Genomic DNA, 21109 nt, shown 5'->3' on the forward strand with positions numbered 1-21109 from the left:
CATTCCATAGAGGCTCTGTAAGAATGTATAAAACATGAAACAGGACCTCTCTGGAAAATCACGTGTGGAGGTGAAGAAGCCATGAATCCGTTTACGATAGGCCAGTCGGTGGTCGTTGGACCACAGGCGTATAAACCGGGCAAATTACTTGGTTCACGTGGGATTGTGCAAGGAATAGTGGGTGACTTCTGCATGATCAACATTCCAGAATATGGTGTAGTTGCCTTTCTTGCAAGGGAACTCTTTCTTGCAGAGGATGACGGTTCCTCTTCTTCATTCGGGTAAGGAAAGAACTAGAATCATGGATACAGACCTCCAATGGTTGAAGTCATTCGGTAGATTGAGATCAAAATTTATGATATTTTAACAGAATTGCAAGGTAAGTTATCTGTGAGTTCGAGATCTTATGGACCCCAATCAGGATGTAGTCAGCACTTATGGTTATTATGTTTCTTGATAATTTTAACAACGTAAAAGCCTTGTCATCGTATATAAACATCGAATCTTCTGGTAACTGTGAAAGTGAAGATAGATGGAGAGACGTGCCAATAGTCTTCATGGATCACATCCGTAAGGGTCTAACATCCTTGTCCCCAGACATGTATACTGAAGCAAGATGTCTTTTGGGGAAAGGATTTTATCTCCGATTTAAAGGAAGGTTGGGCGATTCATGCTGAATCCTCGGGTGCAGTGCGAAAACAGGCACGCTGAGAATGTAATGCGGAGATTAAAGCGCATTGAGGGTCAGGTTCGTGGCCTTCAGAAGATGATCGAAGAAGATCGCTACTGTGTGGATATACTTGTTCAGATTTCTGCCGCGAAAAGTGCGATAAATCAGGTGGGGTTATCGGTTTTAGAATCCCATACCCGGGGCTATGTGACCCAAGACTTGGATCACGGTGTGGATGGTAAAAAAAAAGAGATGGATGAACTTGTGGAACTAATTCGTCAATTTATCGATGACTAATCCTAGACGGCTGCGTGTTTGGATATCTATGACTGTTCCCGTGTTAGGGCGGTTTTTCACCGCCCTGTCCCTATGTTAACACGAATAACCTTCACCACGACCTCGATTCACTTTTTCTAATCTAGATCCGAGGATGTTGCGCTCGTTTTGCTGCGCGGGTCATAGATGGGGAACCGCATCAATTCTTCGAACGATATCCTTAAACGCCAACATTTTTATGTCCGCGATATGAAATCCAGCGCTTTGCAGGTTCTGGATCGTTTTTCGATTCACGTTTGCGCCGGAAATTCGTACCGTGACAGGGTTTAGGATGTGGAGTGCTAAGGCCAATACGGGATTGTCACTGAGCATATGTTCAATCATCAGTAAGTGTCCAGTCGGCTTTAAGACCCGGTGAATCTCTCGCAAACCTTGGATGGGGTCGGGTACAGAACAAAAGACACAGGTGGCAACGACCGTATCAAAACTGTCATTCGGGAATTCGAGGTGTTGTGCGTCCATCTGTTGAAGTTGAATGTTCGACGGAAGACTCAGGATTTGTTCCTGCGCATATGCGAGCATGCGTGGACTAAAGTCAATCCCCACAATCTCCAAGCCGGGTGGATAATGAGACAAGTTGGCCCCTGTTCCGACTCCCACCTCGAGTACCTTGCCTTTCGCGTCGCGAAGCAACTCCTCACGCCACGTTGGTTTGATCATGGTGTCCATAGAATTGTACATTGGTGCAATACGGTTGTAACGCTTACGGATCGTTTCAGTCAGGTCTTGCATCCCGTTCACCTGCCACTTGTGATTTGCCATGTGAGTTTGTGTTCAGTCCGATAATAAACCTGACTTGTGAAGAAAATGTGTGCTTCACTCCAGTTTCAATCCACAGAATTGAAACGACATAAATAGTTCTCTTGCATCATGTAAAATACATTACACGGGTATAGTATGTACCTGTCGTTTGATGACTCAGGGGCATCCGTACAACCATCTCAGGGAGGGAGGATTCATGTGCATCAGGTCCTTTTTCATATTGGAGAGTTTTCCGTTCGTACCTATGGACTCACCGTACTATTAGCCATCTTTTTGGGACTTCAAACTGCCATCACTTTAGCGCGCCTGACCGTCAAACAGTATGAGGCACACTTGGTGCCACTCGCGTATTCAGTCGTGGTGGGTGCGCTGATTGGTGCTCGGGCTTGGCAAGTGTTTTTCTTTGAACCTGCGTATTATTTTGCCCATCCTCTGGAGATGGTCGCGATATGGCAAGGGGGATTAGCCATTCAAGGAGGAATTGTTGGGGGACTTGTGATTGGAATTTGGTATTGTTGGCGTCACCAGCTCCCATTCTGGCAAGTGGCTGATTTATTAGCTCCATCCATTATCCTTGGCCAAGCCATCGGTCGGGTGGCCTGTCTCCTGAACGGCGATGCGTTTGGTGCCCCGACAGGTCAAGGATTTGGGCTTGTTTATCCACCGGGCACCATGGCCTATCAGAGCTATGGAAACCAACCCTTATGGCCTGCCGAGGTCTGGGAGAGTCAAGCGGACATGATCATCTTTGCAGTTTTATTTGCAATATCCAGGAAGCGATTGCCCACCGGTGTATTATTTCTTTTGTACAACCTGCTGTACAGTGTGGCACGATTCGGATTGGAATTTTTACGCGGAGATAGTCCCAGATACGGTTTGGGATGGACGGCTGCACAGTGGACGAGTGCAGTGGTAATCATGATATCTGTCGTTCTGATCTTTTGGAAATTCATCAGGGACTCCAGGGGCAATCAGGACTTGCCAGGGGGATTACAAAGCCTGTAGTCATCCATGGCCTGTTTTATGGATGGTATTGCAACCTACATTTGCTGCTTGGAAGGATGAACCCGATGCAAAGAAAAGCAACACTGATTTTCACCATGATGGGTATTTTCGGTGTATTGGGAGGTCTAGGCATCAGTCGTACAATATTGTCGTCATCCCAAATTTCCCGTACCACGTCAATATCATTGCCTGAGCCTCCCGGCACCGTCGTGAACTGGCAGACGAACGGGGTTCATCATGAACGTTTCGTGCAAATTGTTCGGGGCACATTGTCCACTGAGGAAACTGGAGTTATAAAGACGGATACAAATTGCACGCCTGATGCTCTAGGATTGAGTCATTGTCAAAACATTCTTGCACTGCCACATAATAAAACGCTGGTTGTTACCGACATCCATAACATGCAAAATTATCGATGCTTAAAGGTTGGAGAGACGGTTATTGTAAAACCTGTGAACTCGAACTGGGCAAAAGTAGTAGTTCGTGAATGATATCGATGAGTTTAATACTACGGGATGATTGGATAGGGTTCGTTTGGGATATCTGGACTGCCATGATTCAAAAGTTATACTTGTAAGAACGACCTATGTGGCATCAGTGTTTCAGGCTCGTTTGGTAAGGGCTGCTCTCTCAAACATAAGTTTTCAACCTTGACAATACCATACGAGGGTATAGTATATTCAATAAAAGTGGAAAGCGGATGGGAATCTCGGCACCCGCCAACTCATCCTTGTCGCTCAACGTCATCCCGTTTTGAACCTAAATACTCTTCCCACCTTACAAAGGAGTAGGTCGCCATGGCACTGGATCCCGTATGCAAAATGAATGTTCAGGAAACGGGTAGTCCCTCAGCGGAGTATCATGGAACAACGTACTATTTCTGTTGTGATGTTTGTAGGGATACTTTCGTAAAAAGTCCCGAGGAACATGTGACTGGTCATTCACATTCACATCACGGTCACAGTCAAAAGTACGACTGATCACCTCGACTTTACGTTTTACGCCTCGCCACAATCTTTGCTGCGAGGGTACGAAAGGACGGTAAACACCGCCCTTTCGTACCCGTACCCACCTAATTCATTGTCATTGATTCGAGGGGACCACAAATAGAACTCCGCCAAATGGCGTATCTTAGCATCCTGTCACGTTATACATTGTTCCGGTCGGAATCTTTTTTGTGGTGAGTCCGGTACAAACTGTCGTTTTCCGACCTTTTATTTAAATACGGCTAGGTTACTTACTTTACCAGCAGAGTTAACGACTACATTTTGGTCAGTTCCAGTCGGTATCGTAGAATTACTTGGTCCCACTCCATCGGCTGAATATACATATGAACCGCATCCTGCCACAAGTAGTACGGTCATAAGCAAGACTCCCGACAAAAGAAAATACCGTGTTCGGGTATCCGTTAACCCACCTTTCCACAACCTGGATTTCTGCAACCCGGAAGATAGGAATTGTGATATGAACTATACCTGAATCCGTGACATAAGCTGTTCTTTGTTCCCGAGGGGCAGAGATTGAGAAGAGTTATCGTTCAAATGGAATTCAGTTTGAGTTTTGAGTAACCCAAACAGACCCAACCTTCCGTTGGGGTGTAGACCCTGATGAATTTTGGCATCTATCCGAATGTCAAGTACAAGCGGTGGAACACGGGAAGCCATGGACTGTGCTTACCAAACCGTAGGCATCTGCGCCTGTCATTTTAGCCGCAAGTGTCATGAGGTTTTGAATGACGGCACGGATTCGTCGCCGTTGTACCCCATTTTTGAGCGGTGTATCCTCACGTTTAAGACTCTCTTGTCCGAGAATTCGGAGCAAATTGTAGGCAAGTATCGCAGAGTGTAAAACCAGGTCATTGGTTGCAAACTTCCCGGACGGAAGACGTTCCAGGTCCGATATGAAACTGCTCCATTGCCCCATGAGCATGGTAGAGGTCAATAATGACTGAGGCTGGGTCCTTGAGTGACGTCAGGTTGACGGCAACTTCAATCGTCGGAATGTTGAATTGGACGATTGCCTATTAGGCGGATGACTCGCATCTGCATATCCTGTTATGGAGGAGGAATGCAGATGAATGGACGAATGACGGTCGGGGGCACGAAGCTGATCGCACCAAATCTTCAGTTTGTACCGTATACGAACGAATACGGTGGAAAACATTTTCATCTCGTAGCTGAGGAGGTAGTCCAATCTGTTACCCCGGATGTTTCTATTCGAGCATGGGGATACAATGGAACGACCCCAGGTCCAGTGATTCTGGTGAATGAAGGCGACCGGGTTCAAATCTCCGTTTCAAATCATCTTGCTGAGACCACGTCCATCCACTGGCATGGATTAATTGTGCCAGACCAGGTGGACGGAGTGCCGGGGATTGGTGCAGGTGTATCTATTTCACCCGGAGAAACCTACACATACGAGTTTCTTGTACGTCAAGCAGGGACTTATATGTATCACGCGCACGCCATCGATGCCAAACAGGAAATGATGGGCTTGGGCGGCATGTTTATCGCCGTTCCGCGTCATGGACTGACGGCAGACAGAGAGTATCTTCTCCTTCTTCAGGAGTGGAGTGTCCAAACAGGGGATGGGATGACTAAAACCGGGATGAGTATGCCAGTTGGCAGAGAACACCCCAGCAACTCATCACCCAACGTCTATGGGATTGATCCGATGAGCATGGACTTCAATTACTTCACGATGAACGGAAAGGCCTTCCCAGCAACGGCCCCATTGCGAGTGCGGTCCGGCGAAAGTGTACGATTTCGTTTGGCGAACCTCAGTATGGACTCCCACCCCATGCACTTACATGGTCATTTCTTCAGAGTTGTTGCAGCAGATGGGATGATGATAACCGATAAGCTTTATAAAAATACGATCAATGTCGCCCCGGGAGAGACATGGGATGTAGAGTTTGTCGCGAATAATCCTGGTATTTGGGCTTTTCATTGTCATAAACCTCATCATGCGACAAACGACCATAGTGCAGATACGGGAGGTATGTTTACCGTTCTTCGGTATATGAATTAAGCAGTAATCCTACTAGATAGAGGCTGTCCGGTATTCGTTCTCGGAGTGGACCTTTCCACCATCTCAAGGGGTGTGAAAGGTCCTTATATACAAGAAACCCTGTCCACAAAAACTGTCGAAAATGAGACGACGGAGGAACACGTTTATATCTTTGTTCTCGCTACTTCTATCTTGTCGTGGGTTGATTCGTCCAGACCCCTTTTGCAAACATTTCTTGAGCCGTGTCTACTTTATCCGAAATTCTCTGGTAGGGTAAGCGAAGCGCACCAGATTCCACTTCATAAACATACCCGTTTACCGGAACGTCTTTGCGAATCAGAGGATGGTCTTGCAACATCTGTACCTGTGCCAAGCATGCGGCATCTGTATCACGAAACATCCGAATCCATTTTACAAAGGAACGATTCACATCACCCGTAAGTTGTAACTCTGGAAGGGAAGGGTCAAGGGGTATCGTTCCAGGGTCTATTTTTTGGCCCAGGTGAAATTCCAAATAATTCATAATCATATTGGCGCCACTGTGGAAGAAATGACTCATCATCCCACACTCAGTATGAGTCACAACAATAATCTCATGCGAACCAAAGAAGTTGCAGGACAATGCCGCCGATCGAATAACATCATCGGTCACCACTCCACCGGCATTACGGTACACGTGGGCATCGCCAACTTCTAGACCCAGTGCCTGTTCAATGGGCACGCGTTCGTCCATACAGGTTAACACGAACAGACGGCGATTATTAGGCAGTTCTTTTTGCCTGCGAAGCGCCCAATTTGTGCGCTGGACAATTTTTTCTCCAACCTCTTGATACATATAGGAGTTTGGTTTGTGCTCTTTACCTAACCGGACTTTCGCGGCCTCCGAATTTTCTTCTTGCTTCACGAGTAGTTCCCCCCGTGGCAATTGCCCATTTTAGTCTTTTGTAGGCTATGCGAACACTGAGTTGCATGTTCCTGTCAGTCATCACACTATGGCGAAGTTCCGAGGGCATAGCAATACGATTTTTGCAGAACAGAGCGAGTTGCTTCTGATGTCGTTATTTTCCAAGTGGTAAAACGGAGGGGACAAATGCCGCGTTATAGCCTGAGGGGGATACATACAGTGTAATCATCATATCGCGAAGGAGGGGTGTGTGATGGTGTTCGGAGCATTTACCCAGTGGGCCGTGGTATTTCTCATCATTTTTGTGCTGTTCTTCCTATTGGTTCCTGGGTACGGAGCAGGGGCTGCGTACTGATTTTAAAGGATTCACCATGTAAATCCTGCGTCTGGCGAAGACGATGTATGACGGCGACGTATTCGGGGGTTATACGCGGTGGGCGGTTGTGTTTTTGATTATCTTTGTCTTGTTTATGTTGCTCGTTCCCTATGCGGTCAAGACATGCACCATAACACCAATGTGTTGATATGATTTAACTCACGACTCAGGCTATGTACATATTTGGGACTCCTTGCGGCTCAACGAATTGTGCATAGCCTATGACTGCTTCGTAAGCCCCAGGAGCTTCTTGTGCTAAGGTGCGCGGACGTGTAGAATTTTCCCATGACAGCCAGTGTAATCCATCCTTCAGCATGCGCGTGATGCCACAATATATTGTCAAGCGCTGAGCGTTTAGAGATGGCGTGTAATGCATTCGATTCGATCATAGAGATTATCACCTCCGGGCAACACAAAAAAGTCCGATCCCCTCTGATGTACACACACGAGAGAATCGGACAACCGTCCAATATTCACCAGATATCTTATCAGTTTTCACTCTTCCCCATAGAAAGCACTGTACGGTAAAATCACTAACCAAACACACTTGAATCAGCGGCAAATTGATTCTTGCGTCAAGCGTTCTCGATGAAGAGACATCGAGGCGCAGGTGCTTCGCATCGTTCGGCAAAGCTGGTACGGGACTTTTAATTTGGCTATTCGATCGAAAACAGGTCAATAGACTACAACTACGCAAACACGAAAGCCCCCAGCAGAGTGAAAACTGGAGGCTTTGATCTAAGGAAGGTTGTTGCATTGACTAAAGCTCCTGCGCTCAGCCAAATCATATACCTTCATCTGAACTGCTATTGTTGGCAAATCAATCAGATTCAGCTGCGTCTTTAATCCGCTGCAGTTCAAGGATAGCATCAAAAAACGCATCAAGGGATTCAAACAGTTCTTCTTTGCCAATCTCCCTAAAGTAATCTCGTATTCTCGATACGATGGTTTTTCTAGCTTCCGGAAGATTCACCCATTTGTTGCTCTTACGGATGCCCCAATGATATCGATTGTTTCCCCCATTGCCATTGTTCTTAATGCTCGCGACATGTCTTCCATCAAGGTAAATGGACGCTTCCAAACCGTTTCCTTCAGGTCCGTAACCCTGTTTGATGTTTTTTAAGGCAATTCCTTTAATGTTCACCATGGTTAATGACTCCACAGTAAAAAGCTTTGAATTAACGCTTTTTAGTACGTACATTCGGAGGTGCACGAAAACCATTCTTCGAGGAACGGACTCATCCATCAACGGTGAGCCGATTACCCTATACCTACCTCACCTTAACTAAAAGATAGTACATTAGGCATTCATCTCAGCTTCGACCGCCTCTATACTGCGACCTGACGCCTTAGCTATGGCGCGCTTCACCTGTTCCATAGTGGGCGTCTTACACAAGAAGAATACGACAAACGAAGCCAAGAGGCATAGTACGATACCAAAGACAAATCCTCGTACCCAGTAGAAGGGGTCGCCTCCAAAAACGCTGCCGGTCATAATCATCGCAGCGATTCCACCAGCGAAGCCACCTCCCAAAGACTTCCAAGCGTAAACGGTGCCATACATGCCCGAATTGTTATTCTCACCATAGTAGTCGGACACCGTGAGGGCTGTCAGTGGGAAGTTGACACCCGAGAGAGCACCACTGAGGAACGCGAAGATGATGAAAGCGGCTGAACTATGCTCATATCCGCTTATAAACGCAGCCAGCTGAAAAACAGCAAGTGATGCATAACTCGTAGCCATCACACGTCTTCGTCCCCAATGTGCTGACCATAAACCAGCCAATGGACGCCCTATGCCATCCGCGAGCGCAAATCCGGCAGATCCAACGGCAGCGGCCGCAGAGCCTAGATGCATGGCTTGTGCGAAATTGTAGAAGTAGTTAACACCAAATAACCCTGCACCGATAAATAGTGCGTGTTGGACACCAAGCCACTTCGCTTGCGGCGTGCTCCACATTTCTTTAATATTATACTGATGTGGTGCCGGTGGATTGTTTCTGATGTCTGCTGGTGTACGGTTGTCTTTCTTCCAATTGAGGGGATCGATATGGGCGGGCCACCAGTTCTTCGGAGGGTCTTTGATGAATATACCCGCAAAAACAATGACTACGCTCATAATGATACCCATCGTCCAGATAATCTGGTGTGTTTGTGCAGAAGTCATGGTACTAGGCGGGATCCGTTTTTTTTAACAGGTCACGCAGAATGGAAATTTCCAAGTCCTTGTCACCGAGAATCTTCTTGAGCCTATCGTTCTCCGTTTCCAGTTCCTTAAACTCCGCTGCGGATGGAACGTAGGAAGAAATTTTTTTCGCATCTGCTGTAGCACTCTGCCAGCCATGATGTTTGGACTTGTTCATCCAATCGTAGAGAACCTTAGGCGTCAGGCCGTGACGCCGAGCCACCTGGGCGGCATTACCGACCTCCCGAACCTCTTGCAGAACTTGTTGTTTGAACTCCATGGCGTAGCGTTTGCGCTGCATAGATGAATCCCCTCCACTGATGATTTAACCCGGATTTCGACGGTTTTTCTTCGAAGAATTGACCTGAGTAATTGAAAAGGCGCTCCATATATGGCTAAATTGGGTTTGTCCAGAACACAATCCAAGCCAGAGAGGAGCACCTTTTGGGTGAATCATACACCAAAACACCACCGTCGGAAAAGCAGTAAAATACATACCCGCTTCAATCTCCATTCTGTCACCGCTTTTGGCGGTGCGACAGGACTCATAGATTTCGTTCTAGGGACTGGAATTGACAAGAATTTTCGTGTAGAGGGTCTGCGTAAACGAACAGACGCTCAGTTCCAAATGGATGATGTAGCGCTGACATTCATACTGGGCTCCTTGCTGGGTCAGGAACGAATTTTCCACTTCGAGAACATCGAGCAAGATCCCCTTCTTAAGCTCAAACTAGATTTGCCGAAGCTACCCGATACCACTCTGCTGTACAAGGATTTAAAACGGATGGGCTCTTCGGCAGGTATGAAGGCAATTCGCTCAGCGCAGCGTCAAATACTGAAATCCTTGCTCCCTAAAGGACGGGATATTGTCGTGGATATCGACTCTTCCGTAGAAACGGTATATGGAAACCAAGAGAAGTCTGCCGTCGGGTTTAATCCACATCATCACGGCAGAGCTAGTTTCCATCCCTTGCTGGCATTTGACTCGCAGACTGGTTGTTGCATCTATGACGAGTTGCGCTCTGGTGACGCTCACACAGCAGATGGGTTCGCAGACTTTTACGAAGCGATAAAGAAGCAGTTACCCGAAGGCGTCCACATCCGTGCAATCCGTAGCGACAAAGGATTCACCGGGGAGAAAGTATTTCAACCGCTAGAACAAGATGGTCAAGACTATGTCATCAAGCTGAAGTGGACAAAGCGATTGGCAGAGTTTGCACAGGCGCCAAATCTCGCTTGGCGTTGCATCACCCAAAGCGATAACGAACATTGCGATGTCGCCTCCACTATGTATCAGGCAACATCTTGGGAAAAACCTCGACGGGTTGTCATTGTTCGTCGGTTAGATGTTGAACCGGAGGAAGTCCTGTGTGCGGATTGGATGTGGGAGTACGAGGCGATTGCCACAACGCTAGACTGGGGTGGCGAGGATATCTGGCATTTCTACAACTACCGTGGTAACGCTGAGAATCACATTAAGGAAGCGAAGTACGGATTTGCCGTCGACCAATTTTCCAGTCAGAACTACGGTGCCAACCAAGCATTGCAAGGTCTGAAATTGCTGGCGTACAACCTATTCCTGCTGTACAAACAAGTGGCGTTGCAACCAGCGGTTCGTCCGTGGACAGCGGGACGACTTCGCCGCAGGCTTCTGTTCCTACCTGGAATTCTGGTCCGACATGCAAGACAGTGGACCATGCGTCTTCCCGAGTTTGCAGAGCGACTATCGGCGCAAATGCTTCAGACTGTACCGTAGTGATTTCCAAATCGAATATGGGAAAATAGTAGCCTCTGCTGGGGAGGGGGGAAGTGCGTTCAAATACAGAAAAAAGCGTGTAATACCGGCGTGACCGTATACATATTTACCGATATATTGAAATCCTAGCCCTGCCGGGCTGGTTAATGAACAAACCGTCGAAATCCGGGTTTAAGATTAGTGGATAAGGGATAAAGACTCAAATCCAGTTACGGGGCTTTAGAGCACGGATGACTTAGAGATAGATACATACACCTATACTTTCCCACAAAGTTACATTGTTCCTCAGACCGATCACGAGATTAGGGAGGCCGAACTATTTAACCAAATCATAACGAATTTCGTAGAGCTATAGCAGGCCCTTGACAGTGGAAATTTCATCGGAGCTTTACGGATTGTGTTTAAAGGCCAATTTAGCCTGTCACTTCGTTCATGGGTATTGTAATTGCGCGTCACATAACCATTTCACGTCCATCATCCGTCCCATAGAGCCGGTGGGACTTGCGGAAGACAAATGTGGAATCTTTGTCCCTGACAATTGATGAAACATTCTCTTCCACCAATAGCTTGGGTATACCGTCACCTTTGGCCTGATTTCATCCCGTATCATTAATCGTCACAGTCGTAGAGATGTAAATCTACCAGATATCGCAAAACGACGTTGCACCCCATGGTGGATACGCACGCCTGAGTTTCATTCGTGAACATGTTTCACTGAATGGATGGGTTACACGGGTTGAGAACCACCGTGGCCCATGACATGTGCACTTCCCATCCCGTGCTTCATCCCTGTCGAGACCATCCACCAGTTGATGGGGTATGTCACCACGGAACCGACGAGGATACTCATTGACATGACAAACCAGAAACTGAATGCCCATGGGGACATGACGGATAAAAGGTTCATTAAATAAACCATGGTCGGAAACATGCCCAAAACCATGAATGTGAGCGAAAGCAGTTCGGCCCAAAACCCTGTACGGAGTGCGGATTGAAACGAGATGTGATTCATCTGCATCATTGGAACGGTTTGAAACAACAGCCATCCGACTAAAAATCCGACGATATATTCGACAATCATGTCACCATACATCGGCATACTCAGAAAGGATGTGGCAATGGCAGCCGTCACAATACCAAGGGCGTCTCCGGCCACACAATGAATTACTGATCCGGTTGCCTGTTTCCACATCGGAGCGATAAATTCATCATGTGTACCAGGTCTTGGTTCTCGGCAACTTGATACGTAAAGTGCTAGCCCTATGATACCTAGGTATAAAGTAATGAGCGTCCAGGCTACCTTCATCATTGTCATGATTTCCGGTTGACTTCGTAAATCAATGAGTAACCAGATTACACTGGTGATCGAAGAGACACCCCATATCATTGCAATCAACCCCACAACCACGCCACCTCCGCCTTCAACTTCCGGTTACTGTCTCATCCTGCAGTGTTGGAGAAATGCCCCATGTTTATACTTGGGTCTCAACAGACCCTACACATGTCGTACTGTCCGGCCAGACAAGTTTTAGCTTGCGCCAACCGGGTATCGGCAAAGATCAGCACAAGTCCAAATTAAGAATACAAGTGACACCGCACTGACAGGTATGTCTTCGCGTTCGGTCTGGAGCGAATTGATATTCGGCAGTTGGTGCTGAATGCCCGCTACGCTAGTTGTCGCCTGCAAATTCTAGCCAGATAAAAAACCTCTGGACCCTAGCTTCCCTCTGTGAATCTGTTCATAGGCATTCATCCAATTATTCTCAAATACATGTTTTCTCATAGATTCAGTTGCACTTATGGTGGGCACGCAAACATATCGCTTTGTTGGATGACTGGTTTCACACATTTTCCACATATTTCTCATGTAGGATCGAACCTATGAATTTTACTATCAGCAAACAGTGTGCCATTTCCCGGTGGTCATGAACTACGGATAGTTGAAGAAAGGAGAGGGTGTAGTTGAGTCGTGCGCATGTTCGCAACGGCAATAAAAGAAGCAGGTGGCGGGCTACGGTTCTCATAATATATCTTGTGCTCGTCGGCACCGGGGGATTTGTTCTGGCCGAAATTGTACAAGTTCGGGCTCCCGCAAAATCTGTGAAGAAAGTTCTTGCAGTTCACTCCAAACAAATAACGAAGACTCCTCCTTCGCTTACAGGATCGAAAACGACGAGTCAATTTGTACTACCCAAGCAGGTCTTGATCAAAGTACCTGCACAATCCCAATTGCCGCAGTTGAAAAATGGGTGTGAAGTGACCACCCTATCGATGTTGCTTGCTGCGGTTGGACATCCGATTAATAAAATGGTTTTGGCCAAGGAAGAACCTCTAGATCCAACGAAACTCGTGATGGACTCCAAAGGGAACATAAAGTACTGGGGGAATCCCAATGTCGGTTTTGTAGGAAACGTATCTGGTTACGGATATGGGATTTACCACGGTCCCATGACGAAATTTATTAATCAGCTGCTCCCTGGAAGCGCCAAGGATTTAACCGGCGATTCCTTTTCGTCGATTATGGCTGAAGTGGCAAAAGGCCATCCCGTGATGGTATGGACAACGGCGACGTTTCAACCTACCACTCTGTGGCAAACGTGGGTAAGTCCAGAAGGTCCGGTTCGTGCAACCATGGAGGAACATACCGTACTGTTGGTGGGTTGGAACGGCCAACACTTGCTTGTGAACGATTCTTTAACCGGAGTGGCGGCTGAAGCCGTGAACCCAAAACCGTTCATCGCTGCCTGGGAACAGTTAGGTAAGCAGGCAGTGACCGTCATTCCGTAAAGCAACCTAATACGACCCGTCTCCAATTGAAATTTGAGATCGAAAATCGTTTTTTATAAAGCATACAGCATCATGTCCAAGATACTCCAGGACGCGCATATCCTCTACCGTGTGGCTCAGCGTTTGACACCGGAAAGGGGTAGATTGGATTGTTGTTTATCACTAGCCTCGTGGGTTCCTTGATCGGTTTTTCGGTTTGTTACCGTTTAATGAGTAAACAGGCTGAGCGCATACCCCATTCGATTCGCATGAAGATGTGCATGGGCAATAGTATGGCACTGTCCTTTCTTTTCACGATGTTTGTAGAAACGACCACCGGCAGCAAGTGGGTCAGTGTCTTGATTAGTCTTATTGTGATAGGCATCACCCTCTACTTCCTCTTTGGTCCACGTCATTCCCTCGATATGATGGAGGCCATTTTGTCTGTCATTATGGGGACCGCCATGGGTGTCATGTTACTTGGAATGATGAGTCTCGGTGCGATTTGGATTCTTCAACTGGGAACACTAGGTGTCGAGATGTTCTTGTGGTGGATTCTTCAAAGAAAACGGGGGTGGGGTTAGTCAAGGAGATGGGGTTAGGTGGCCGGTTGAGACGACACCGCAATATTTTTGTCACAGTCTGGATATGTCATACCTGACAGGGGTATGGTATACTTAAGGTGAGACTGAAAAGATTGCCCGAAAGGGAGGAAGTTCCATGGACGAGTTATATACCACGCATACCGAATCGGGCCATGCGCACAGCTACGGTTCGATGAAGAGTGATTTGATGCTGCGGTTAAAGCGAATTGAAGGACAGGTTCGGGGAATTGAACGCATGGTGGATGAAGACCGGTACTGCGTCGACATTCTAGTGCAAATTTCGGCGATTAAGAATGCCTTACATCAAGTGGCGTTAGCTCTATTGGAGTCGCATACGCGCGGCTGTGTTGCGGATGCGATCTCCAGTCACAACGGAGGGGAACAGAAAATTGACGAATTGATGGATGTGATTCGGAAATTTACGAAGGGATAAACGAGACCGACTTGCATGGTGGTTATGAAGGAGGTAAGGAATATGGAAGCATTGGCCACGGAAATTACATTACCTGTGGAAGGCATGACGTGTGCGTCCTGTGCTGCACGAATAGAAAAAAACGTGAGCAAGATGCCGGGTGTAAAAGAGGTGAACGTCAATTTAGCGTCCGAGCGCGCACGTGTCGTCCTCGATGGCAACACGTCGTGGCACGACGTCGTGGAGAAGATTGAAAAAACGGGGTATAAAGTGCCACTTCAGGAACTGGACTTGAACATTGAAGGTATGACTTGTGCCGCTTGCTCGGCTCGGATTGAAAAAGTCGTGGGGAAGCTCCCGGGTATTGATTCCATCCACGTGAACCTCGCGTCGGAAAAGGGCCACGTGGCTTTTATTCCTGGGCTGGTAAAGGAATCCGATATCATTGCAGCGGTGCAGAAAGCGGGATACGGGGCGAAAGTAGCGGATGATTCCAAGGTTGAGGACGAACGGGCCAAAAAACAGCGTTTATACCGTATTGAGGTTCGGAAGTTCTGGCTCTCTGCAGTCTTAATTTCCCCCTTAATTGCGCAGATGCTGTTTCAATTGGCTGGCGGACAACCGTTTCTTCCAAACTGGGTCAGTTGGATTCTGGCGACCCCGGTGCAGTTTTACATTGGTTGGCGTTTTTATAAAGGGGCCTATCACTCTCTACGCGGTGGAGCGGCCAACATGGACGTCTTAGTGGCCTTGGGGACGTCTGTTGCCTACGTGTACAGTGCAGTGTTAACCGTATTGGGGACACAGGATGTATACTTTGATACGTCCGCCACGGTCGTCACCTTGATTTTCCTCGGGAAACTGCTGGAAACCAGAGCAAAAGCGAAGTCTTCAGCAGCCGTCGAGCAACTGGCGAAACTCGGAGCCAAGGTCGCCCATGTGCTTCGGGACGGAACAGAAGTGGATATCCCGGTTGAGGAGCTGCGCGTGGACGACGTTGTCCGGGTTCGACCCGGTGAAAAAGTCCCGAGTGATGGCATTATTCTTGAAGGCACCACATTCGTTGACCAGTCATTTTTGACCGGTGAATCGATGCCCGTCGAAAAGCATCCTAACGATGAAGTGGTTGGGGCCTCTGTGAATCAAAATCAGCCCTTTGTCATGCGAGTGACCAAGGTTGGTGCGGACACCATGCTATCTCAAGTCATCCGTTTGGTTGACTTGGCTCAGGGTTCGAAAGCGCCTGTCCAGCGTTTGGCCGATAAAATATCGGGAATCTTTGTGCCCGTGGTTCTTCTTGTAGCTCTGATCACCTTTATAGTTTGGGGGATTTTCGCTGGATGGCCGCACGCGTTGATTGCAGCCGTTGCGGTATTGGTTATCGCTTGTCCGTGTTCCTTGGGGCTTGCGACGCCAACGGCGATTATGGTCGGAACCGGCATGGGGGCCGAGGCTGGCATCCTCATCAAAGGCGGCGAGCACTTAGAAAATGCCCACAAGGTGAACACGGTCGTTTTTGATAAAACAGGAACACTCACCACGGGTCATCCAGAAGTTCGTGATATCTGGACAGCCCGAAATATTACCGAAGAGGAATTATTGCGCTTGGCTGCTGCAATTGAAAATCAAAGTGAACACCCATTGGCTTCGGCCATCACCAAACATGCAATAGCAAAGATACCAGACATCCCCTCAGCGACCGACGTTCGAGCTGTAACTGGAATGGGCGTCGAAGGGATCCTGGGTGGGTCCCGAATTCGTATTGGCAATCGACGTTGGTTTGCGCAACTTGGAGTCAAGGATATCCCCGATCACGTGCTAGAAAAGTTTGAGGAGCTGGCGTGGACTGCGGTTCTTGTGGCGGTGGACGACCAGTTACTCGGCATCCTGGCGATCTCCGATGCCATCAAGGCGGATGCTGTGCAAACGGTGAAAGACCTAACCGCTATGGGAATCGAGGTATGGTTGCTGACCGGAGACAATCGCCGAACGGCCGAGGCTGTGGCAAAGCAGGTTGGAATTCCAAACGTGATGGCAGAGGTCTTGCCGACGGATAAGGCAGCCAAAGTCCGTGAATTGAAGCAGAGTGGTCGGACCATTGCGATGGTGGGAGACGGAATCAATGATGCGCCGGCACTCGCCTCCGCAGATGTTGGAATTGCGATGGGATCCGGATCGGACATTGCCCTGGAAGCCGCGGACATCGCATTGATGAACGCGGATACGCAAGGTGTTGTGGATGCCATTCGTCTGTCCAAGGTGACGATGCGAAAGATTCGACAGAACTTGTTTTGGGCGTTCTTTTACAATGTGCTGGGCATTCCTTTGGCGGCGCTGGGAATTCTCAGCCCCATCATCGCTGGAGCTGCCATGGCTCTAAGTTCAGTCAGTGTGGTATCCAACAGTTTGCTGCTTCGCCGTCAGTTTGCGCGCCATCGAACAGCCGCGTAAGCTCCTGCATGTGCAGAGAGTCGGAGGATAACTCCCGTGAAGGGAGGTGAAAAGGGATGCAAACGGAAGTTTTGAAGGTCAAAGGCATGACGTGCAATCATTGCAAGCATGCGGTCGAAAGCGCATTACAGGATCTGCCGAATATCACGACAGCAACCGTTGACCTTGCTAAAGGTGAGGTCACCGTGGAAATGTCAGGCCAAGTCAGTCGAGAGGCCATTCGCGCCGCCATTGATGAGGCTGGTTATGAATTGGTTTCCTAAAAAGTCCTTGTGCCGGCTTCGTACAAGTTGCCTGCCAACCAACATCAGTTGGCAGGCTCGACTTGCCGAGAATAGGCACACAGATAGGAGGCTGGGCCTACATGCATAAAATTTTGGTCGTGGATGACGAAGGCCCCATGCGGCAATTGATTCGGATTTATCTCCAAAACGCAGGTTATACGGTCGAAGAAGCAGCGGATGGGTTGGCTGCGTTGGAGAGGTTCGAGAAAGACCGTCCGCAGTTAGTTGTGTTGGACTTGATGATGCCTGGGATGGACGGATTTGAAACCTGTGGGCACATGCGTGAAATGGATCGCGAGATTCCCATTTTGATGCTGACGGCTCGCACCGCGATTGAAGACAAAGTGGCCGGACTGTCCTGTGGAGCCGACGATTATCTGATAAAGCCCTTTGACGGCAGGGAACTTGTGGCCCGTGTACAAACTTTACTCCGTAGAGTTCACTTAGAGGAAGAACAAACCCTCGAAGTGGGCGGTGTGGACCTAAAAATCGATCTGGCTGGGCGTACGGTTACGGTTGGCGAAGCCCCTGTCGCTTTGACTCCAAAAGAGTTTGAGATGCTTGTCCTGTTATCCAGGCGGCCCGGGAGAACTTTCACACGGGAAGAAATTTTAGAACGCGTATGGAACTATGAATACGAAGGGGAAGTACGGACGGTCGACAGCCACGTGAAAAATCTGCGTGAAAAGCTTCGAGACGCAGGAGTTATCCGTGATCCACTCAAAACCGTTTGGGGTGTGGGTTACAAGTTCGAGGTGGGAACTTGATACGCAAAAGTGTGACTGCCAAGATTGGCATTGCGATCATGGGATTAATCAGTGTTGTCCTTGTCGTCCAATACTTAGCGCTTGGACAATTGCTCAAAAATGCATTTTATGGCCAAGCGACCGAAGAGTTGCTGGTACAGGGACAACAATACGCTCAAATGTCGGCTTCGGGCGGTTACATGATGATGCAGATGTTATGCACGACCGCGAACACTTCATTGGTCATGCTGAATACCAAGGGGAACGTGATCACAGCCTCCCCCTCATTGCACCTCGGGACACAGAGTGCTGCAGATAAAGAGACGCTTCAAGCCGCGTTACATGGTAAGTCCCAGATGCATAGCGGTTATAGCGGCTTGTTTACCCAAAGAGGTCTAATGGTTGCAGTACCCATGAAACAGGCGAGTGATATTACTGGGGCCGTTGTTCTGTTCCGCCCGCAAACTATCATCCAGACGGGTTTTCAGCAGCAGGAATGGCTGTTGGTTCTTGCTGGAATCGGCGCTATCCTCATGGCTCTTGGACTGACGGTGGTCCTATCGAAGCGTATTGCCGAGCCTTTGAAGCAAATGGCTGGAGCGACGCGGGAACTAGGCAAGGGAAATTTTAAGATGAGACTCCCGGTGGTAGGGGAGGACGAAGTCGCTAACCTAGGCGAGTCGATCAATGAATTGGCAGAAAACCTCCATCGATTAGAAACCACCCGGAAAGAGTTTCTTGCGGACATTTCCCACGAACTAAGAACGCCCATGAGTTATATTCGCGGTTATAGTCAGGTTCTTGAAGAGGGTCTTACACAATCCCCCGAGGAGACCCAAAAGTACCTCCACATTATTAACGAGGAATCCAAGCGTCTTGAAACGCTGGTCAATGATTTGTTTGTGTTGGCTCAAGCCGATGCCGGAATGTTGACAGTGGACAAGCAATCAACTCAGCTCGAAAACATCGTACAACAGGTCGTTGAGAGGATGCAAAAGAAGGCGGAAGATAAACAAATTCAAATCCAGCTTGAAATTCCTGCGTTGCCTCCGGTGCATGTCGACCCGCTGCGAATGGAGCAAGTTTTGATCAATTTGATGGATAACGCGATCCGGTATTCACCAGCGGGAGGACAAATCATGGTCCGTAGCCAAACGGACGGCCAAGGTGTCGAAATTTTGATTTCGGACACGGGAATCGGCATTCCCAAAGAGGATCTTCCGCGCATTTGGGACCGGTTATACCGGGTTGAAAAATCCCGTTCTAGAGCGAGTGGAGGCACGGGTATAGGCTTGGCCATCGTCAAACAAATCGTAGAACGTCATGGTGGCCATGTCACAGCCGAGAGTGTCGAAGGTAAAGGTACCACCATGCGCTTCTGGATTCCTCTTGAGTCTGAACCTGGTATGACCGAGTGACACGCTTCTTAGACGCGCAGTAATGGACGTAATTCATAGTTTGGTTCGACGAAGCAACAGATAGTAGTGCTCATAGTCCTGAGTTTCTGTGGACTCCACTGTAAAGCCAACTTCCGTGGCCAATTCGAAGAGGACATTGGCATCCAGCCGATGTTCCAACGGAGGTCCAACCTTACCGTCTGCCGCCGGATCGTATTCAGCGATGAGGATTTTTGAATTGGAATGAACCAGCTCGAAGATACTTTTAAGGACATCTCTTGGTGAATCCGTGTGATGAAGAACATCCGTGACAAAGACGACATCAGGCCGTGGGATGTCGGTTAAGCCATGCTCTGCATCGGCCAGTCGCACTTGGACATTGTCCAACTTTTTTAACCCGATTTGCAAGAACTCAATTGCTTGAGGAGATTTCTCAATGGCGTAGACCTTCCCCGGTTTACCGACGACCTTGGCATATTCCCTCGTAAACACTCCTGGTCCTGGTCCGATGTCCACGACAATCATTCCTGGAGCCAGGTTGGTCAGTTCAATCCATTGAGGCGCGAGAGAGACTCGCTCCAACTGACGACGCTTGACTTCATCCCAACCGATGAACGATAAGTCTTTTGTAAACATGACCGAACCCCCTACCATCCAAAATCAATCAAGGTGTAAATAATAAAACCAATGGAAAGGACCGCTGAACCCACCGTGAGGCTGATCATCTTCTTGTCTTTGCACTGATGCCGGATAAGGCGATAAATGGAGAAGGCAACTGTGACCACGGTGGCGAAAATCATGATTCTGCGAAACCAAACGATCGCGGGCATCGTTCCAGACATCAAACTCATGGACCCCATCGAACCGCTAATGAGCATAAGAATCACCATATGGATCCAGTGGTGTGACGATGCGAGGAAAGACCAGATCAGAGCACCTACCGAGACGGCCGTTTGCTTGTTCTTATTGAGTTCATTGTTCAAGAAGGTTCCTCCTCGTTTCAGCTAGAGCTGACGTAAATTTGTATAAACCTTGCAAGATACTTTTGCGCTCTTCTTCGGAGAGGTGTTCAAGGGTACTACGGAAAAAAGCAATCGATTGGTTGCGGACCTGTTGCACAGCGCGACGCCCCTGATTTGTCAGAGACACTAGGATTTCCCGCCGGTTGCGTTCATTGATTTGTCGCTCAACAAGACCCTCTTTGACCAAGCTATCCACCAACCGACTGACGGTACTGCGCTCCAGGTACAATTGTTCTGCTAGATTGTGGATGGTCAACGGCATTTTTTCCTCGAGGGTTTGCATGGCAAGCACTTGAGAAAGAGAGAGTTGGTATCCACACGGAGTCTTTGTGGGATTCAAGATGCCGAACAAGCGGATAAACTGATGAATTTGCGAACGGATTTCGAGAATTTCGTCCTCGTTCACGGCAAAACACCTACCTG

23 protein-coding genes are annotated in these 21109 nt (G+C 48.3%); 14 read left to right on the plus strand and 9 right to left on the minus strand.

Annotated elements, in window-relative coordinates:
* The first annotated feature begins 81 nt into the window (after positions 1 to 81).
* Entirely contained in the window at positions 82 to 285 is a 204-nt protein-coding gene (locus JC200_RS20315; protein ID WP_274433528.1) for a hypothetical protein, read from the plus strand.
* A gap of 385 nt (positions 286 to 670) precedes the next feature.
* Entirely contained in the window at positions 671 to 967 is a 297-nt protein-coding gene (locus JC200_RS20320; RefSeq protein WP_274433529.1) for a metal-sensitive transcriptional regulator, read from the plus strand.
* A 159-nt stretch (positions 968 to 1126) separates the two neighbouring features.
* Here JC200_RS20320 and JC200_RS20325 read toward each other — a convergent pair whose 3' ends face one another.
* A complete protein-coding gene (locus JC200_RS20325) occupies positions 1127 to 1738 on the minus strand; it encodes a class I SAM-dependent methyltransferase (RefSeq protein ID WP_274433530.1) in 612 nt (203 codons plus the stop codon).
* Between the two features lie 228 nt (positions 1739 to 1966).
* Here JC200_RS20325 and lgt point away from each other — a divergent pair, with 228 nt between their 5' ends.
* The 4 genes from lgt to JC200_RS20345 all read left to right on the plus strand — a co-directional run bounded on the left by lgt (position 1967) and on the right by JC200_RS20345 (position 5803).
* Positions 1967 to 2773 (plus strand): prolipoprotein diacylglyceryl transferase, encoded by an 807-nt coding sequence (gene lgt / locus JC200_RS20330; RefSeq protein ID WP_274433531.1) that lies wholly within the window; start codon positions 1967 to 1969, stop codon positions 2771 to 2773.
* Positions 2774 to 2838: 65 nt separating this feature from the next.
* Positions 2839 to 3264, plus strand: a complete 426-nt coding sequence (locus JC200_RS20335) for a hypothetical protein (RefSeq protein ID WP_274433533.1) — start codon at positions 2839 to 2841, stop codon at positions 3262 to 3264.
* Positions 3265 to 3570: 306 nt separating this feature from the next.
* Complete coding sequence (locus tag JC200_RS24570; RefSeq protein WP_443111847.1) at positions 3571 to 3753, plus strand: YHS domain-containing protein; 183 nt, start codon at positions 3571 to 3573, stop codon at positions 3751 to 3753.
* A 1093-nt stretch (positions 3754 to 4846) separates the two neighbouring features.
* Positions 4847 to 5803 (plus strand): multicopper oxidase family protein, encoded by a 957-nt coding sequence (locus JC200_RS20345; protein ID WP_274433534.1) that lies wholly within the window; start codon positions 4847 to 4849, stop codon positions 5801 to 5803.
* Positions 5804 to 5969: 166 nt separating this feature from the next.
* Here JC200_RS20345 and JC200_RS20350 read toward each other — a convergent pair whose 3' ends face one another.
* From JC200_RS20350 to JC200_RS20365, 4 genes are all read right to left on the minus strand, one after another.
* A complete protein-coding gene (locus JC200_RS20350) occupies positions 5970 to 6686 on the minus strand; it encodes a beta-class carbonic anhydrase (RefSeq protein ID WP_274433535.1) in 717 nt (238 codons plus the stop codon).
* A 1196-nt stretch (positions 6687 to 7882) separates the two neighbouring features.
* On the minus strand, positions 7883 to 8209 hold the full coding sequence (locus JC200_RS20355; protein WP_274433536.1) for a hypothetical protein: 327 nt from the start codon (positions 8207 to 8209) through the stop codon (positions 7883 to 7885).
* Positions 8210 to 8362: 153 nt separating this feature from the next.
* The gene (locus JC200_RS20360; RefSeq protein WP_274433537.1) at positions 8363 to 9181 is read right to left on the minus strand and encodes an MFS transporter; all 819 of its coding nucleotides are present in this window, start codon (positions 9179 to 9181) and stop codon (positions 8363 to 8365) included.
* Between the two features lie 52 nt (positions 9182 to 9233).
* The gene (locus JC200_RS20365; protein ID WP_274433538.1) at positions 9234 to 9548 is read right to left on the minus strand and encodes a transposase; all 315 of its coding nucleotides are present in this window, start codon (positions 9546 to 9548) and stop codon (positions 9234 to 9236) included.
* 147 nt (positions 9549 to 9695) lie between these two features.
* Between JC200_RS20365 and JC200_RS20370 the strand changes: the two genes are divergently transcribed.
* Positions 9696 to 11003 (plus strand): IS1380 family transposase, encoded by a 1308-nt coding sequence (locus JC200_RS20370; protein WP_274433464.1) that lies wholly within the window; start codon positions 9696 to 9698, stop codon positions 11001 to 11003.
* 727 nt (positions 11004 to 11730) lie between these two features.
* Here the strand turns inward: JC200_RS20370 and JC200_RS20375 are convergent.
* Complete coding sequence (locus JC200_RS20375; protein ID WP_274433539.1) at positions 11731 to 12405, minus strand: DUF4396 domain-containing protein; 675 nt, start codon at positions 12403 to 12405, stop codon at positions 11731 to 11733.
* 560 nt (positions 12406 to 12965) lie between these two features.
* Between JC200_RS20375 and JC200_RS20380 the strand changes: the two genes are divergently transcribed.
* The 7 genes from JC200_RS20380 (at position 12966) to JC200_RS20410 (ending at position 19685) form a co-directional block, all read left to right on the plus strand.
* Positions 12966 to 13790 (plus strand): C39 family peptidase, encoded by an 825-nt coding sequence (locus JC200_RS20380; RefSeq protein WP_274433540.1) that lies wholly within the window; start codon positions 12966 to 12968, stop codon positions 13788 to 13790.
* Between the two features lie 149 nt (positions 13791 to 13939).
* Positions 13940 to 14353, plus strand: coding sequence for a hypothetical protein (locus JC200_RS20385; RefSeq protein ID WP_274433541.1), 414 nt, complete (start codon positions 13940 to 13942; stop codon positions 14351 to 14353).
* A gap of 193 nt (positions 14354 to 14546) precedes the next feature.
* On the plus strand, positions 14547 to 14807 hold the full coding sequence (locus JC200_RS20390; RefSeq protein ID WP_236818102.1) for a metal-sensitive transcriptional regulator: 261 nt from the start codon (positions 14547 to 14549) through the stop codon (positions 14805 to 14807).
* 42 nt (positions 14808 to 14849) lie between these two features.
* Positions 14850 to 17237 carry a heavy metal translocating P-type ATPase gene (locus tag JC200_RS20395; protein WP_274433542.1) on the plus strand — a complete coding sequence of 796 codons (2388 nt, stop codon included), beginning with the start codon at positions 14850 to 14852 and terminating at the stop codon, positions 17235 to 17237.
* A 56-nt stretch (positions 17238 to 17293) separates the two neighbouring features.
* On the plus strand, positions 17294 to 17500 hold the full coding sequence (locus JC200_RS20400; RefSeq protein ID WP_274433543.1) for a cation transporter: 207 nt from the start codon (positions 17294 to 17296) through the stop codon (positions 17498 to 17500).
* 101 nt (positions 17501 to 17601) lie between these two features.
* Entirely contained in the window at positions 17602 to 18288 is a 687-nt protein-coding gene (locus JC200_RS20405; protein ID WP_274433544.1) for a response regulator transcription factor, read from the plus strand.
* Positions 18285 to 19685 (plus strand): sensor histidine kinase, encoded by a 1401-nt coding sequence (locus JC200_RS20410; RefSeq protein WP_274433545.1) that lies wholly within the window; start codon positions 18285 to 18287, stop codon positions 19683 to 19685. The genes JC200_RS20405 and JC200_RS20410 overlap by 4 nt, the downstream gene beginning before the upstream one ends.
* Before the next feature lie 33 nt (positions 19686 to 19718).
* Here JC200_RS20410 and JC200_RS20415 read toward each other — a convergent pair whose 3' ends face one another.
* The 3 genes from JC200_RS20415 to JC200_RS20425 are packed head-to-tail and all read right to left on the minus strand — an operon-like array spanning position 19719 to position 21092.
* Positions 19719 to 20300, minus strand: a complete 582-nt coding sequence (locus JC200_RS20415; RefSeq protein ID WP_274433546.1) for a methyltransferase domain-containing protein — start codon at positions 20298 to 20300, stop codon at positions 19719 to 19721.
* An 11-nt stretch (positions 20301 to 20311) separates the two neighbouring features.
* On the minus strand, positions 20312 to 20647 hold the full coding sequence (locus JC200_RS20420; RefSeq protein ID WP_274433548.1) for a hypothetical protein: 336 nt from the start codon (positions 20645 to 20647) through the stop codon (positions 20312 to 20314).
* On the minus strand, positions 20637 to 21092 hold the full coding sequence (locus tag JC200_RS20425; RefSeq protein ID WP_206652296.1) for a MarR family winged helix-turn-helix transcriptional regulator: 456 nt from the start codon (positions 21090 to 21092) through the stop codon (positions 20637 to 20639). The genes JC200_RS20420 and JC200_RS20425 overlap by 11 nt, the downstream gene beginning before the upstream one ends.
* Between the last annotated feature and the right edge of the window lie 17 nt (positions 21093 to 21109).

The sequence above is a fragment of the Alicyclobacillus sp. ALC3 genome, from assembly GCF_028751195.1.
Taxonomy (GTDB): Bacteria; Bacillota; Bacilli; order Alicyclobacillales; family Alicyclobacillaceae; genus Alicyclobacillus_L.

Coding starts and splice junctions, on each gene's coding strand:
- JC200_RS20400 (WP_274433543.1), top strand. CDS start 17,294: ATGCAAACGGAAGTTTTGAAGGTCAAAGGCATGACGTGCAATCATTGC.
- JC200_RS20365 (WP_274433538.1), bottom strand. CDS start 9,548: ATGCAGCGCAAACGCTACGCCATGGAGTTCAAACAACAAGTTCTGCAA.
- JC200_RS20320 (WP_274433529.1), top strand. CDS start 671: ATGCTGAATCCTCGGGTGCAGTGCGAAAACAGGCACGCTGAGAATGTA.
- JC200_RS20345 (WP_274433534.1), top strand. CDS start 4,847: ATGAATGGACGAATGACGGTCGGGGGCACGAAGCTGATCGCACCAAAT.
- JC200_RS20335 (WP_274433533.1), top strand. CDS start 2,839: ATGCAAAGAAAAGCAACACTGATTTTCACCATGATGGGTATTTTCGGT.
- JC200_RS24570 (WP_443111847.1), top strand. CDS start 3,571: ATGGCACTGGATCCCGTATGCAAAATGAATGTTCAGGAAACGGGTAGT.
- JC200_RS20315 (WP_274433528.1), top strand. CDS start 82: ATGAATCCGTTTACGATAGGCCAGTCGGTGGTCGTTGGACCACAGGCG.
- JC200_RS20325 (WP_274433530.1), bottom strand. CDS start 1,738: ATGCAAGACCTGACTGAAACGATCCGTAAGCGTTACAACCGTATTGCA.
- JC200_RS20415 (WP_274433546.1), bottom strand. CDS start 20,300: ATGTTTACAAAAGACTTATCGTTCATCGGTTGGGATGAAGTCAAGCGT.
- JC200_RS20360 (WP_274433537.1), bottom strand. CDS start 9,181: ATGAGCGTAGTCATTGTTTTTGCGGGTATATTCATCAAAGACCCTCCG.
- JC200_RS20390 (WP_236818102.1), top strand. CDS start 14,547: ATGAAGAGTGATTTGATGCTGCGGTTAAAGCGAATTGAAGGACAGGTT.
- JC200_RS20395 (WP_274433542.1), top strand. CDS start 14,850: ATGGAAGCATTGGCCACGGAAATTACATTACCTGTGGAAGGCATGACG.
- JC200_RS20355 (WP_274433536.1), bottom strand. CDS start 8,209: ATGGTGAACATTAAAGGAATTGCCTTAAAAAACATCAAACAGGGTTAC.
- JC200_RS20405 (WP_274433544.1), top strand. CDS start 17,602: ATGCATAAAATTTTGGTCGTGGATGACGAAGGCCCCATGCGGCAATTG.